Annotated in this window: 13 protein-coding genes; 4 read left to right on the forward strand and 9 right to left on the reverse strand. The window is 62.1% G+C overall.

Going from position 1 to position 13798, the window contains the following annotated elements; all coding sequences use genetic code 11:
• Nucleotides 1–74: 74 nt before the first annotated feature.
• The 7 genes from lptB to secA form a co-directional block, all read right to left on the reverse strand.
• Nucleotides 75–839 (reverse strand): LPS export ABC transporter ATP-binding protein, encoded by a 765-nt coding sequence (gene lptB, locus ARC39_RS17220; RefSeq protein ID WP_068116089.1) that lies wholly within the window; start codon nucleotides 837–839, stop codon nucleotides 75–77.
• Nucleotides 836–1351, reverse strand: a complete 516-nt coding sequence (locus ARC39_RS17225; RefSeq protein ID WP_068116285.1) for an LptA/OstA family protein — start codon at nucleotides 1349–1351, stop codon at nucleotides 836–838. Before ARC39_RS17225 ends, lptB begins: the two co-directional genes overlap by 4 nt.
• Nucleotides 1352–1363: 12 nt before the next feature.
• Nucleotides 1364–1975, reverse strand: a complete 612-nt coding sequence (gene lptC, locus ARC39_RS17230) for an LPS export ABC transporter periplasmic protein LptC (protein ID WP_068116090.1) — start codon at nucleotides 1973–1975, stop codon at nucleotides 1364–1366.
• A gap of 4 nt (nucleotides 1976–1979) precedes the next feature.
• Nucleotides 1980–2936: a KpsF/GutQ family sugar-phosphate isomerase gene (locus tag ARC39_RS17235; RefSeq protein WP_438273271.1), complete on the reverse strand. Its 957-nt coding sequence runs from the start codon at nucleotides 2934–2936 to the stop codon at nucleotides 1980–1982.
• 13 nt (nucleotides 2937–2949) lie between these two features.
• Complete coding sequence (locus ARC39_RS17240) at nucleotides 2950–3561, reverse strand: ribonuclease D (protein ID WP_068116092.1); 612 nt, start codon at nucleotides 3559–3561, stop codon at nucleotides 2950–2952.
• Nucleotides 3562–3665: 104 nt separating this feature from the next.
• A complete protein-coding gene (locus tag ARC39_RS17245) occupies nucleotides 3666–4670 on the reverse strand; it encodes a hypothetical protein (protein ID WP_068116093.1) in 1005 nt (334 codons plus the stop codon).
• Between the two features lie 173 nt (nucleotides 4671–4843).
• Nucleotides 4844–7567, reverse strand: coding sequence for a preprotein translocase subunit SecA (secA, locus tag ARC39_RS17250; RefSeq protein WP_068116094.1), 2724 nt, complete (start codon nucleotides 7565–7567; stop codon nucleotides 4844–4846).
• Nucleotides 7568–7740: 173 nt separating this feature from the next.
• On the opposite strand from secA, the gene ARC39_RS17255 reads away from it, so the two are divergent.
• The 4 genes from ARC39_RS17255 (at nucleotide 7741) to ARC39_RS26020 (ending at nucleotide 10530) form a co-directional block, all read left to right on the forward strand.
• A complete protein-coding gene (locus ARC39_RS17255) occupies nucleotides 7741–8589 on the forward strand; it encodes a peptidylprolyl isomerase (RefSeq protein ID WP_068116095.1) in 849 nt (282 codons plus the stop codon).
• A 22-nt stretch (nucleotides 8590–8611) separates the two neighbouring features.
• Complete coding sequence (argJ, locus tag ARC39_RS17260) at nucleotides 8612–9859, forward strand: bifunctional glutamate N-acetyltransferase/amino-acid acetyltransferase ArgJ (RefSeq protein WP_068116096.1); 1248 nt, start codon at nucleotides 8612–8614, stop codon at nucleotides 9857–9859.
• Nucleotides 9856–10254: a (deoxy)nucleoside triphosphate pyrophosphohydrolase gene (locus ARC39_RS17265; RefSeq protein ID WP_068116097.1), complete on the forward strand. Its 399-nt coding sequence runs from the start codon at nucleotides 9856–9858 to the stop codon at nucleotides 10252–10254. The genes argJ and ARC39_RS17265 overlap by 4 nt, the downstream gene beginning before the upstream one ends.
• Nucleotides 10255–10389: 135 nt before the next feature.
• Nucleotides 10390–10530: a translation initiation factor 2 gene (locus tag ARC39_RS26020; protein WP_068116098.1), complete on the forward strand. Its 141-nt coding sequence runs from the start codon at nucleotides 10390–10392 to the stop codon at nucleotides 10528–10530.
• A gap of 94 nt (nucleotides 10531–10624) precedes the next feature.
• On the opposite strand, the gene infB is transcribed toward ARC39_RS26020, so the two are convergent.
• The gene (infB, locus tag ARC39_RS17275; protein WP_068116099.1) at nucleotides 10625–13150 is read right to left on the reverse strand and encodes a translation initiation factor IF-2; all 2526 of its coding nucleotides are present in this window, start codon (nucleotides 13148–13150) and stop codon (nucleotides 10625–10627) included.
• Nucleotides 13147–13779, reverse strand: coding sequence for an RNA-binding protein (locus ARC39_RS17280; protein WP_068116100.1), 633 nt, complete (start codon nucleotides 13777–13779; stop codon nucleotides 13147–13149). The genes infB and ARC39_RS17280 overlap by 4 nt, the downstream gene beginning before the upstream one ends.
• Nucleotides 13780–13798: the final 19 nt, after the last annotated feature.

Consider the following 13798-nt stretch of genomic DNA (forward strand, 5'->3'; position numbering starts at 1 on the left):
TTGATCCGTATCAATACGCGTGATTTGGGCGGCCAAGCGCGGAGTGAACGCAACGCCATGCAATCGCAGCGAGTTCAACCGATACGGAAATTCTGCCCCAGGTAGACGCGACGCACGTTCTCGTCGCGCACCACATCCTCGGCCGTGCCACTCATGAGCACCTTGCCATCGTGAAGGATGTAGGCCCTGTCCACGATCTCCAACGTCTCGCGCACGTTGTGATCGGTGATCAGCACGCCGATCCCCCGGTTTTTCAGGTCCATCACGAGATGACGGATGTCGCCAACGGAAATCGGGTCGACGCCCGCGAAGGGCTCGTCCAGCAGCAGGTAATTCGGCTCCGCCGCAAGACATCGGGCGATTTCCACCCGTCGGCGTTCGCCGCCCGAAAGCGAAAGTGCCGAGGCGCGCCGCAGATGCTCGATGCCGAACTCGGACAACAGGTCTTCCAGACGCTCACGCCGCTTGTGCCGGTCACGCACGGCAATCTCGAGAATCGCCATGATATTGTCTTCGACCGACAGCCCACGGAAGATCGACACCTCCTGCGGGAGGTATCCGATGCCGAACTTCGCCCGGCGATACATCGGCAGAGTCGTTACGTCCCGGCCATCGAGCTGCACCAGTCCGGATTCCGGCGTCACCAACCCGGCGATGGAATAGAAGCACGTGGTTTTTCCCGAGCCGTTTGGCCCGAGCAACGCCACCACCTCTCCGCGTTGCAGCTCCAGCGTGACGTCATGGATCACCGGTCGACGCCGGTAGCTCTTGCGGAGTTGCACCACCTGGAGTCCGGATGAACCCGGTGCCACTGTCAGCCCACGTTCCGACCGGCTCATTGAGCCTCGTCCGCCTGCTGTGCGTCCTGCGTTTTGAACACGACGCGCACCCGGCCCTCCATCACCCCGGTCCCTGTTTCCAGATTGACCGTCAGCTTCTCACCAGCCATTGCGTTCTCGCCCTGGGTGAGCAGCACGTCGCCAGTCAACACCACGACGCCCGATTCGATCGTGTAGACGGCCTCCTGCCCCTCGGCGGCCTCGCTGCCGTTGACCAACGTGACGCCGCCGGTGGCATGCAGGCGCTTGATTTCCGTCTCTCCGGTATCGTTTTCGCCATACTCCACGTCGACGACCTCGCCGGTCAGCCGCATCTCGCCTTGGCCCACGACGACGTTGCCGGTGAAAACGGCACGCCCGTCTGACTGGCTCACATCAAGCTGGTCTGCCGTGATCTCGACGGGCAGCGAGCTATCGTGGTCCGCCCCTCCAAAGCCGATGGAGGCCCCCTGCGCAAACACAGGTGTGGCAAACAGAAGAAAAACCGCGGCACGCGGCAGGGAGCGGAAAATCACGAAAACACCCTATTGGTTTTGCGGCACGTATATCAGTTTCACACCGTCCTTGAAAACCACGCGCACGTCACCGCGATCCGATCCTTCCTGCGTGACCTCCATACGTCCGGCGTCTATCCGGCCGAGCGGCCCTTCGGCAGTGACCACGCCAGGTGCTTCCATGTCAGTGCGGTCGAGCGCGGCGCGCAATTGCTCTGTATCAATCGTGAAACCGGTCGAGGTCGCGACGCGTACGTTCCCGTGCAAATGCGCCTGTGACTCGTCGGAATACACCGTTCCCGCATCCGCGCGCATGGTGATTGTGCCATCGTCGCCAGTCTCGAACCGCCCGCGAACCTGCACTGCGTCCACGACGCTCGCCTTGCTGTCGCGCGGGGTGGCTGTCTCCGCCGACAGGTTGATGGCACGGCCATCCTCTGTGAGACCGGCGAACTCCGGCCCTTCGACGCGTTGTTCGCTGGCCATTTCTTCGAGATCTTTCTCCGAGAATGGCAACGTCGCGTCCGGATCGCCTGTTCTCGCCACGAGGAACAATGTGGACAGCAACGCAAGCGCCGCCAGCGGCAAGATCACCTTGAGCCATGCGACGACGTGCGAATGAAGGTTGTCGCGTGCTGCCATCGGCTCAGGCGACGCCGGCGCGCAGGCAATCGTGAATATGCAGGATACCTTCGGCGCGACCATCGCCGTCCGGCGCGACGACGAAAAGACAGGTGATCTTGCGCGCGTTCATTTCCGCCAGCGCCTCTCCAGCGAGGGCATCGGGCCCGATGGTGCACGGATCGGCGGTCATCACCTCGCCGGCGCTGTGATCCAGCAGGCCCGCCATGTGCCGGCGCAGGTCGCCATCGGTAACGACACCCGCAAGCTGGCCGTTGGAGTCGGTCACCCCGACAACGCCAAATCCCTTTTGCGTCATCACCAGCAGCGTCTCTTGCATCGGAGTTTCCCGCCGCACCAACGGCAAGGCCTCGCCGCCGTGCATCAGGTCTCGCACACGGGCCAGTTGCGCGCCGAGTTTGCCGCCCGGGTGGAAGTCGCGGAAGTCGGCGGGAGTAAACTGCCGTCGCTCCATTAGCGCGATCGCCAACGCATCGCCCAGCGCGAGCGTAAGCGTTGTCGAGATCGATGGCACAATTCCCGCACCGCAGGCTTCCCCGAGCGCGGGGATCTGCAGTTGCAGGTCAGCCTGGGTCATCAAGGTGCTGTCCGGACGACTCGATAGGCCGATGAGCGGTATTGCAAACCGCCGGGTGAAGGCCAGAAGGTTCGCCAGTTCCGGCGCCTCCCCGGAGTTGGAAATCGCAAGCACGACGTCGCCACGGGTCAGCATCCCGAGGTCGCCATGACTTGCCTCGGCGGGATGAACGAAATGCGCCGGCGTGCCCGTACTGGCCAACGTTGCCGCCACCTTGCGCCCGATATGGCCGGACTTGCCTATTCCGCTGACAATGACCCGACCTGTCGCGGCAAGGATCATCTCGACCGCGGCGTCGAATCTATCGTCCAGATTCTCTGCGAGAGCGTCGAGTGCCCGCGCTTCGTCCAGGATCACCCTGCGTCCGACGGCCTGGAGGGACAACGTTTCGCTCATCTCAATGGGCAAAGATGTCTGTCTCCGGCCATCCCGTAAGGTCGAGCCTCGCGCGCATGGGCAGGAACTCGAAGCAGGCCTTGGCGAGTTCGGCGCGACCCTCTCGTGCCAGACGCCGATCCAGCTCCGCGCGCAGGCGGTGCAGGTAGAGCACGTCGGAGGCGGCATATTCCATTTGTGCCGTTGTCAGTTCCGCCGCCCCCCAATCGCTCGATTGCTGCTGCTTGGAGAGGTCCACGTCGATCAGTTCCTGACAGAGGTTCTTTAGCCCATGCCTGTCGGTATAGGTCCGCACGAGCTTTGAGGCGATTTTGGTGCAATAGACGGGGGCAGCGAGCGCGCCGAATGCATGGTAGAGCGCCGCGATGTCGAACCGCCCGAAATGGAAGAGTTTCAGCACATTCGCATCGGCCAGCATCCGAGAGAGATTCGGCGCTTCGGTCTGGCCGCGCGCGATCTGCACGAGATGGGCATGTCCGTCGCCGGACGAGAGCTGCACCAGGCAGAGCCGGTCGCGATGGGGCTCCAGCCCCATCGTCTCGCAGTCGATAGCCACCTCGGACCCAAGATCCAGCGTGTCAGGAAGATCATTGGCGTGAATATGAATCGCCATCGGACTGGCCCTTTTGTGTGCGTTTGGGCCGAAATACGGTCACGACGAACGGAATTCAATGGCGCCCCGAAGTCGGGGCGCCAAACTCACGCACTGACCCTCGGTCAGTTCGCGGCGATCTGTATGTCCGGAACCGCGTCGCCAATGACGAGATACTCGCCAACGGCGCTACATCCCGGGATCGCGAGCTTGAGACTGATTTCAGACATGCCGGTGCCGTGAGCCTGCTGCAGTGTCTGTGCCGAAACACGGCGGCCGCAGGTCTCGGGCGTGACTTCCGCCTCTATGGAGATCCGAACAGCGCCGGTCTCCCGGGCATCGGCTGCCGGGAAGGAGTACACCTCGCTCACCCAGCCGGCGGGTACGCTGTCCCGCCCAAGCCGTGTGAGAAAGCCTGCGTTGACCTCAAGGGCACGACCCGGTGTATGAGCCGCGCCGGCATGCACGTGTCCGGCATCTCCGTAGTCGGCACCGAACTCGAACGCATGCAACTGCAGGCCGGTTTGCCCCTGCCATTGGAGCGCCACCCGCTCATAGGTGTTCGCGTCGGGAACGTCTGCGACCGCTTCCAGAGTCTCGCCGTCGCCGAAGGTCAGCACGAAGGCGGCGGACACACTGAGTGCAGGAACAGTGGCTTCCAACGTTCCGTCGGGTGCGACTGTTTCGGTGAACCGCAGTGCTCCGTGGCGCACTGTGGCCACCTGCCCACCCTGGCAGGGCGCACTGAGCGACAGGCGCACGGTTGCGGCGGGACCAGGTGTTGCAGTCAACGACGTTTCACAACGAAGCCCGAAGGAATTGAAATCCTCGGTTTCGGCGAGCGATGCAATGTCAGGACCGGTGTCGGACACAGGCGTACGATCGGCAAAGGCCGCAGGCGCAGGGCGCTCAAGCGCGACGACCACCGGCTCGGCGGGAAGCGCGAGGTCTGGCAGCGTTTCGCCGGATCGCTCGATTGAGGCGACGGGTTGCGACATCGCCGGCGCATCTTTTTCCGGCAGCGCCAGAAACCGTGCCGCCAGGGCGTTCCCGTTTTGCATTGTGTAACCCGTGGCAAGCGCCACGAAGAAGACCGATCCGGCTGTTGCCACGCGCCGCACGTTCGTCATCACTGCCTCCGCTCTTTGACGGTTGCTTTGACGTTAGGAAAGGAAATGGGCAGGGACGTGGCGGCTTGCGGGCCGAATCCGGTCACAATAACCGGTTGCTAAGCCTACAGTTTGATGCAGCTTTTTCCGGCACCCGCTATATTATGGGCGGGTGTCCAGATGCTGTAGCCAACTCAGAATTGCCCGTGACAGTGTTTGAACTTCTTGCCGGACCCACAGGGGCACGGATCATTCCGCCCCGGATCTCCCCATGTCGTGGGATCGTTTTCGTCGAATCCCTCCACGAGCGGTGTCGTTTCTGCTGCTTGCGCGGCGGCCGCAGGCTCCGCGGCACCACTGGATTTGGCCTTCATCGCCTTTTCCATGGCTTGCTGCTGCGCCAGCATTTGCTGCATCATCGCCTGCTGCTCTTCCTGGGTCAGCGGTCGCACCTGGCTCAGTTTCTTGCTGACTTCCTCACGCAACCCATCAAGCATCCCCTCGAAAAGCTGGAACGCCTCGTTCTTGTACTCGTTGAGCGGATCGCGTTGCGCATATCCACGGAAGCCCACGACGGAGCGAAGATGTTCCAGCGTCAGCAGATGCTCCCGCCATTTCGAGTCGATTGTCTGCAGCAGGACCTGCTTTTCGATCTGGCGCATGTTCTCCGGGCCAAAGTCCACGGCTTTCTGCGCCATGAACTCGTCGGATGACTTGTAGAGGCGCTCACGCACGTCGTCGTCGTCCACACCTTCCTCTTCGGCCCAGGCAATCACGGGAACATCGATTCCGACGTGCTCGATCACCGACGCATAGAGCTTTTCCGTTTCCCATTGGTCGGCATAGCTCTTCTTCGGCATGAACTGATCGACCAGATCGTCGATGACCTGGTGACGCATGTCCTGCACAATCTCGGAGAGGTCCTCGGCCTCCATGATCTCCCGACGCTGGCCGAAGATAACCTTCCGCTGGTCATTCATGACATCGTCGAACTTCAGAAGCTGCTTGCGGATGTCGAAGTTACGTCCTTCGACCTTCGCCTGCGCGCGCTCCAGCGACTTGTTCACCCACGGGTGAACGATGGCCTCGCCTTCCTCCATGCCGAGCTTTCCGAGCATATTGTCGAGCCGTTCGGAGCCGAAGATGCGCATCAGGTCATCTTCGAGGCTCAGGAAGAAGCAGGAGCGCCCCGGGTCGCCCTGCCGGCCCGACCGGCCGCGGAGTTGGTTGTCGATCCTGCGACTCTCGTGGCGCTCGGTCGCCAGAACGAACAGCCCGCCTGCCTCCTTAACCGCCTCTTCGTCGCTCTGGTGACGCGCCTCTATCTCGGCGCGAATCTGTTCCGGATCGGCCTCCGGACTCGCGGCGATGGCCTCCATCACCTTGAATTCCACGTTGCCGCCCAATTTGATATCGGTACCCCGGCCGGCCATGTTGGTCGCGATGGTCACGGCACCCAGCTTGCCGGCGTCAGCGACGATCTGTGCTTCCTGCTCGTGCTGCCGCGCGTTCAGGACATTGTGCTTCAACCCTTCGGTCTGGAGCATCTGGCTCAGCAGTTCGGATTTCTCGATGGAGGTCGTCCCTACAAGGACGGGCTGCCCCTTCTCATTCGCCTTGCGAATTGCCTCGATCACGGCCGCGAACTTTTCTCGACCCGTCCGGTAGACCTGATCGTGATCGTCCGTGCGTGCAATGGGCAGGTTGGTAGGCACCTCGACCACGCCGAGACCGTAGATTTCCTGGAATTCTTCCGCCTCGGTCAGCGCTGTACCGGTCATGCCGGATAGTTTGTCGTAGAGCCGGAAATAGTTTTGGAAGGTGACGGAAGCCAGCGTCACGTTCTCAGGCTGGATTTCGCAGCCTTCCTTGGCCTCGATCGCCTGATGCAGCCCGTCGCTCAGGCGCCGGCCATGCATCATTCGCCCGGTGAATTCGTCGATCAGCACCACATCGCCGTCTCGGACGATGTAATCCTTGTCCTTCTGGAAGAGTTTGTGCGCCTTCAGCCCCTGATTGACGTGATGAACAATCGTCGTGCTTTCGGGATCGTAAAGGTTTTGTCCCTCGGGCAGGATGTCGTAGGTGCGCAGGCGCTCTTCGAGGAATTCATTGCCCTCGTCGGTGTAGGTGACGTTTTTCGTCTTTTCGTCCAGCGTGTAATGGCTGTCTTGAAGCTCCGGAATGATCTTGTCGATTGTCCGGTAGAGTTCCGACCGGTCCTGGCTCGGCCCCGAGATGATTAGCGGCGTGCGCGCTTCGTCGACCAGAATCGAGTCTACTTCGTCGACAATGGCGAAGTTGTGGTACTTCTGGCAGACGTCCTTTAGCTCGGACTTCATGTTGTCGCGCAGATAGTCAAAGCCAAGTTCATTGTTCGTCGCATAAGTCACGTCGCAACCATAGGCGCCAAGCTTCTCGGCCTCGGGTTGCTGAGGATAGACAACCCCGCAGGTCATTCCGAGCTGCGTGTAGACCTTGCCCATCCACTCAGCGTCACGCTTGGCAAGGTAATCGTTCACGGTCACGATATGCACGCCTTGACCACCGAGCGCGTTGAGATAGGCCGGGAAGGTGGCGACAAGCGTCTTGCCTTCGCCCGTCTTCATCTCCGAGATATTGCCCTCGTGCAGGAAGATACCGCCCATGAGCTGCACGTCGAAAGCGCGCAGGCCGAGCGCCCGCTTGGCCGCCTCCCGGCAGTTCGCGAAAGCCTCCGGCAACAGGTTGTCGAGAGCCTCGCCACCTCGGACACGTTCCTGAAGCTCATGCGTCTTCTCGATGATCTGCTCATCGGAAAGCGCTTCGTATTCCGGCTCCAGCGCGTTTATCTGGTCGATGACGGGACGGGTTGCCTTGATCTTCCGGTCATTCGGTGTCCCGAAGACCTTTTTCGCGATCGTTCCAATACCCAGCATGTGTGCTCCGCCTTGACGCTTTCGTGTGAGAGGATGCCTTGTCGACCCCTGCGCGCATCGTTACCAAGCATTCAACGAAGAGCCGTCCGCCTCTCGGACCATGCGGGATGTAAGGGCGTGCCAATGGAGTGTCAACGCCGCGGAGGAGCGCGGCCGATCAGGAGCCATTCAAGATGCGTACGACCAACAAAACCTGGGTTGCCGGGCTGATCATTGCGGCATGTGCCGCTGCGCCCGCGCTGGCCGAGGACGTAACGGCGGACACGGTCGTGGCAACCGTCGGCGGAACGGAGATCACCGTGGGCCATATGATTGTCGCGCGGACCGCTTTGCCGGCGCAATACCAACAGGTTGAAGCCTCGCTTCTGTTCGAGGGCATACTCGATCAACTCGTGCAGCAGAACGCGCTGGCCCTGTCACTGGGCGACGACGTGACACGCGCCACCGAGCTATCGATCGACAATCAGACCTCCGGCTTGCTAGCGGGCGAAGCCCTGGGCAAGGTGCTGAAGGAAGCGATCACAGAAGAGGCCCTGGCTGCTGCCTATTCGGCGAAATTCGACGACGCCGACCCCGAAACCGAGTACCACGCCGCCCACATCCTTGTGGAAACCGAGGAAGCTGCTCAGGAGATCAAGTCCGAACTCGACGGCGGCGCAGATTTCGCGACACTCGCGAAAGAGAAGTCCACCGGGCCGTCCGGACCGAATGGCGGGGAGCTGGGCTGGTTCGGCAAGGGGATGATGGTACCTGAGTTCGAGGCAGCCGTTATGGCTTTGGAACCCGGGCAGGTGTCCGATCCGGTCCAGACCCAGTTCGGCTGGCATGTTGTAGTCCTCAATGACACTCGGGTTGCCGAAGCCCCGACCATCGACGAGGTCCGCGACGAACTCGCAGCCGAGATCGAGAACAAGGTCGTGGCGGAAACCCTTGACGAGGTGCTGTCCAAGACCGAGGTCGTCAAGAGCGAGGTCGAGATCGACCCGGAGGTGATCAACAACATCGACCTCGTCGCGAACTGATCGCGCAGCCCTGGAGACTCCGATGGCCGGAACGTCGCCCCTCTCTCCGCTCGCGCCGGAGCGGTTTCCCGATCTGCCTGTTATTGCCGGTGTGGAGTTCGCGGCAGTGGCGGCCGGCGTGCGCTACAGCGATCGGAAGGATGTCATGCTGGCGCGCCTTGCGCCTGGCAGCTCCGTGGCAGGGGTATTCACCCGCTCGGCAACCCGATCGGCACCGGTCCTCGATTGCCAGGCCAAGCTTGCCGCGGGAACGGATGCGGAGGCAGGCGCGGCCATCCTTGTCAACTCCGGCAACGCGAATGCCTTCACGGGTGCGGCCGGCGACGGCTCCGTTTCGGCAATCTGCGACGCGGTAGCTGCCGCAGCCGGGGTACCGTCGTCGCGGGTTTTCACCGCGTCGACCGGGGTAATCGGCGAACGTCTCCCGCATGACCGGATCGTCAAACAGATGGCGAACTTGGTCACGTCCCTTGCGCCGGGCGCCATCGAGCTTGCCGCTGAGGCCATCCGTACGACGGATACCTTTGCCAAGGGAGCGGGCGCGGTGGTCGACACGCCCGCTGGCCAGATCCGCATTGCGGGAATCGCCAAGGGCTCCGGCATGATCGCGCCGGACATGGCGACGATGCTCGTCTATGTTTTCACCGACGCGACGGTACCACCGCCGATCTTGCAGTCCCTGCTTGCCGCCCATTGCGATGTGACTTTCAACGCGATCACCGTGGATGGCGATACCTCGACGTCCGACTCGCTCATGCTGACGGCAACCGGACAGGGCGGTGTTTCGATCACCACCACGTCGAGCCCGGAGTACAACGCATTTTCCGAGGCGCTGCATGGCGTCATGCGCGACCTGGCGCACCAGGTTGTCCGCGACGGAGAAGGTGCGACCAAGTTCCTGGAAGTGCGTGTCACCGGTGCTGCCAGTGCTACCGACGCCAAACGCGCCGCTATGGCTATTGCCAACTCACCTTTGGTGAAGACAGCCCTGGCCGGAGAGGATCCCAACTGGGGCCGAGTGGTTATGGCCATCGGCAAATCCGGCGCAAAGGCGGACCGGGACCGGCTGAGCATTCGCTTCGGCGATATCCTGGTTGCGGAGCAAGGCTGGGTGGCCGAAAGCTATTCCGAGGAGGCCGGCGCCGCCTACATGAAAGCGCCGGAACTGTGCCTCTCGGTGGACCTCGGGGTCGGTGATGAGGAATTCACTGCCTGGACCTGCGATCTCACGCACGGCTACATCACGATCAACGCGGACTACCGGTCTTGAAGAGCGTTCTCGTCTCGGCGGTCGCCCTCGTTGACAGGGATGGTCGGGTCTTGCTGGCGCAGAGGCCGGAAGGAAAGTCCATGGCAGGGCTGTGGGAGTTTCCCGGCGGCAAGGTCGAATCCGGAGAAACGCCCGAAGCCGCGTTGATTCGGGAACTCCACGAGGAACTGGGAATCGGTACGTGGGCGTCCTGTCTCGCGCCGTTGACGTTTGCCAGCCACAGCTACGAAAGCTTTCATCTCCTGATGCCGTTGTTCATCTGCCGAAAGTGGGAAGGCACGCCAAGGTCCAGGGAAAACCAGGCGCTGAAATGGGTGCGACCGGAGAATTTGCGCGATTTTCCAATGCCTGAGGCGGACATACCGCTCATTCCGCACTTGCGGGAGTGGCTCTAGACTGGCCCTATCCGGTCAACAATATGCTGAAGATTTCAGCTACTTTTTCCCGTTTGTGATAAATTTAACGGTGATTTTTGTAACAGATTTTAATATTCTGTGATCCGCACGACACAGGGAAGGAGACACCACTCAATGCTGCGGACCATAACCATCGGCGCTCACAGTTCCGTTCAGGGCGTTTTCGTTCAAGATCTCAAGGACGGGCGCATTCTGGTGCGCGTAGGCGATCGCACCTACACAGGCAATCCGGTTACCTACAAGAAAGCCGCATGACGGCTGGTCTAAGACAAGCGCACCCCAAAATCGATTAAGGGCGGCCCATCCTCTTGGCCGCCCTATCTTTTTGTCTGTTCGCAGACGCGAAGGGTCAGAGTGTGCGTTCGACCTCTTCGCGCTCGAATATCTCGATGACATCACCCTGGCGAATGTCGTCGTAGTTCTCGAAGGCCATCCCGCACTCCTGACCAGACTGCACCTCGGCAACCTCGTCCTTGAAGCGCTTGAGCGTCTTCAGCGTGCCTTCGTGGATCACGACGTCGTCGCGCAGCAGACGGACACCGGCAGACCGGCGAGCGACGCCTTCGGTAACCAGACACCCCGCCACCTTGCCGACACCGGAAACCTTGAAGACTTCCTTGATCTCGGCATAGCCGATGAAATTCTCGCGGACTTCGGCAGAAAGCAGGCCGGAAGCGGCTGCCTTCACATCGTCAACGAGGTCATAGATCACCGAGTAGTAGCGGATCTCCACGCCCTTCTGGTTCGCCGCAGCACGTGCAGGAGCATTTGCACGGACGTTGAAACCGATAACCGGCGCACCGCTGGCTTCCGCGAGGCCAATATCGGATTCGGTAATCGCGCCCACGGCCGAGTGAAGCAGGCGAACGCGCACCTCCTCGTTCCCGATCTTGTCCATCGCCTGCGCAATCGCTTCGGCAGAGCCCTGAACGTCGGCCTTCACGAGGATCGGAAGCTCCTGAACATTCTCGTCCTGCTTCGCTTTGGCCAGCAGCTGGTCGAGCGTTGCAGCAGCACCGGCGGCCGCGCGTTTATCCTTCGCGGCCTGTTCGCGATATTCCGCGATCTCGCGCGCCTGCGCCTCGGTGTCCACGACGTTGAGCACATCGCCCGCCTCCGGCGTCCCGTTGAGGCCGAGCACCTCGACCGGCACGGACGGCCCGGCTTCCTTGACACGGTTCCCCTTGTCATCGACCAGCGCACGGACCTTGCCCCATTGCTCACCGACAACGAAGATATCGCCCTGCTTGAGGGTACCGTTCTGAACGAGAACGGTCGCAACCGGGCCGCGGCCCACATCGAGTTGCGCCTCGATCACCGCACCCTGTGCAGCGCGGTTCGGGTTGGCCTTGAGCTCCAGGATTTCCGACTGAAGCGCGATGGCTTCCAGCAATTCGTCCAGGCCCTGCCCGGAGATCGCCGAAACCTCAACGTCCTGAACCTCGCCCGACATCTGCTCCACGATCACCTCGTGCTGCAGGAGGTCGGTCCGCACTTTGTTCGGATCGGCTTCCGGTTTGTCGATCTTGTTGATCGCAACGATCATCGGTACTTCGGCCGCCTTGGCATGGTTGATGGCCTCAACCGTCTGCGGCATTACCGCGTCGTCGGCCGCGACCACGAGCACGACGATATCCGTCACCTGTGCACCGCGAGCGCGCATGGAGGTGAAGGCCGCGTGACCGGGCGTATCGAGGAATGACAGGATCTGGCCGCTGTCGGTCTTCACCTGATAGGCGCCGATGTGTTGCGTAATGCCCCCGGCTTCTCCGGACACCACCTTGGCGTGGCGGATCGCATCCAGCAACGACGTCTTGCCGTGGTCGACGTGCCCCATAACGGTCACGACTGGCGGACGCGGACGAAGATCCTCGTCCTTGTCCTCGACCGTGTCGATGACGTCTTCCACATCTGCGTCGGACACGCGCACGACCTTGTGGCCGAACTCCTCGACGATCAGTTCCGCGGTGTCGGCATCGATCGACTGGTTCTGGGTCACCATCATGCCGTTCTGCATAAGCGCCTTGACCACGTCGGCCACGCGCTCCGCCATCCGGTTTGCAAGTTCCGAAACAACGATGGTTTCGGGGACCTGAACGTCGCGGACAACCTTTTCGCGGTTTTCGGCACCACCAAGCGCTTTCTGACGTGCGCGCTCCTGCTTGCGCTTCATGGAAGCGAGCGAACGCTGCCGGCCGCCCTCACCACCCGAAAGGGCCTGGTTGAGGGTCAACTTGCCGGAACGCCGGCCGTCCTCTCGCCCTTTGCCACGGTTCTCGCGCTGGCGATCCTCGCGGTCGTTCTTGCGCGGTGTTGCATCCGGTTTAGTGAAGTTCCGCTGCGGGCCGGTGGCCTCACCCGGCTTTGGCGACGCCGCCGCGGGTTCCGCAGCTTTTTCGGTGCTCGCCTTCTTCGCGGAGGCACGCGCTTCGCGCTCGCGCTTGGCAGCTTCTTCCGCCTCACGCTTCTTGCGCTCTTCTTCCTCAGCCTTCGCCTTCAGCGCCTCTTCGCGTTCGCGCTCCTCGCGTTCCTTGGCCTCCGCCTCGGCACGCCGGCGCTCACGCTCTTCCTCTCGGCGCTTCTCTTCCTCGGCGCGTGCCTGAGCCTCTTCGGCCTCGCGGGCCTTGGCGGCCTGCAGAGCCTTCAGACGACGCTCCATCTCCGCATCCGAGATTCCTGCCGGACGGCGCGACGGATCTCCGCCGGCCGCGCCACCGCCGCCCTTGCCTGCGCCAGGTTTCGGCACCACGACCCGCTTGCGCTTCGTTTCGACCACGACGTTCTTCGTACGTCCGTGGCTGAAGCTCTGCTTCACGGAGCCAGAGCGCGGTCCGCCCTTCAGGCCCAGGGTCTTTTTGCCGTCATTGTCGCTCATGCGATACCATCGTCCTTTCCGGGGCCGTTTGCCCCGATATTGCCGCGCAGGCCGGAGAGCCGTGTAGCGTCCTCTACGACGCGAGTCGTGAGTCCTCCGGCACACAGCGCCGCGTGTATTACATGGTCTCGACCAAAGGACAAACCGATTTCGTCGGCCGTCAGACAGTCGAAAGTGGCACCTTCCTCTTCAGGCAGGCGCAATTTGCTCTTTCCGCGGGCCGATCCGTCCGAGGCTTGAATCAAAGCCACCGCAGATCCCGCCTGGATCATCGCCCGCGCCTTCTCGTAACCGGCAACGGCCAGACCGGCCTTACGTGCCAGCGACAGCAAGTCCGTGACCCGGCGTGCAAGCCCCGCCTCGACAGCGCAAACGAGCCCGTCCTGCACCTGGACCTGCCGCTTTGCACCACGGCTGAACAGGCGTTTCGCCACCGCCGTCTCAAGCGCGGCCCGGTCTGCGGAAACCCAGATTCCGCGGCCCGGAAGCTTGCCCGCAAGGTCTGGCACGATCTCGTCACCGGGGCCGACAACGAAACGGATCAGTTCCGCCTTCGGCTTGACCGCACGCGTGGCGATGCAGCGCCGCTCCGCCACCTCCCGCGTTTCAACCTGCCCGCCGCGCCCCAAGGCCCGTCACCAAACCGGC

It is taken from the genome of Tropicimonas marinistellae, assembly GCF_001509585.1.
GTDB classification, from domain to species: Bacteria; Pseudomonadota; Alphaproteobacteria; order Rhodobacterales; family Rhodobacteraceae; genus Tropicimonas; species Tropicimonas marinistellae.

What these genes read in the sequence shown, in the direction of transcription:
- secA (WP_068116094.1), bottom strand. Translation starts at nt 7,567, where the DNA reads ATGCTGGGTATTGGAACGATCGCGAAAAAGGTCTTCGGGACACCGAAT.
- infB (WP_068116099.1), bottom strand. Translation starts at nt 13,150, where the DNA reads ATGAGCGACAATGACGGCAAAAAGACCCTGGGCCTGAAGGGCGGACCG.
- argJ (WP_068116096.1), top strand. Translation starts at nt 8,612, where the DNA reads ATGGCCGGAACGTCGCCCCTCTCTCCGCTCGCGCCGGAGCGGTTTCCC.
- ARC39_RS17240 (WP_068116092.1), bottom strand. Translation starts at nt 3,561, where the DNA reads ATGGCGATTCATATTCACGCCAATGATCTTCCTGACACGCTGGATCTT.
- ARC39_RS26020 (WP_068116098.1), top strand. Translation starts at nt 10,390, where the DNA reads ATGCTGCGGACCATAACCATCGGCGCTCACAGTTCCGTTCAGGGCGTT.
- lptC (WP_068116090.1), bottom strand. Translation starts at nt 1,975, where the DNA reads ATGGCAGCACGCGACAACCTTCATTCGCACGTCGTCGCATGGCTCAAG.
- ARC39_RS17255 (WP_068116095.1), top strand. Translation starts at nt 7,741, where the DNA reads ATGCGTACGACCAACAAAACCTGGGTTGCCGGGCTGATCATTGCGGCA.
- ARC39_RS17245 (WP_068116093.1), bottom strand. Translation starts at nt 4,670, where the DNA reads ATGACGAACGTGCGGCGCGTGGCAACAGCCGGATCGGTCTTCTTCGTG.
- lptB (WP_068116089.1), bottom strand. Translation starts at nt 839, where the DNA reads ATGAGCCGGTCGGAACGTGGGCTGACAGTGGCACCGGGTTCATCCGGA.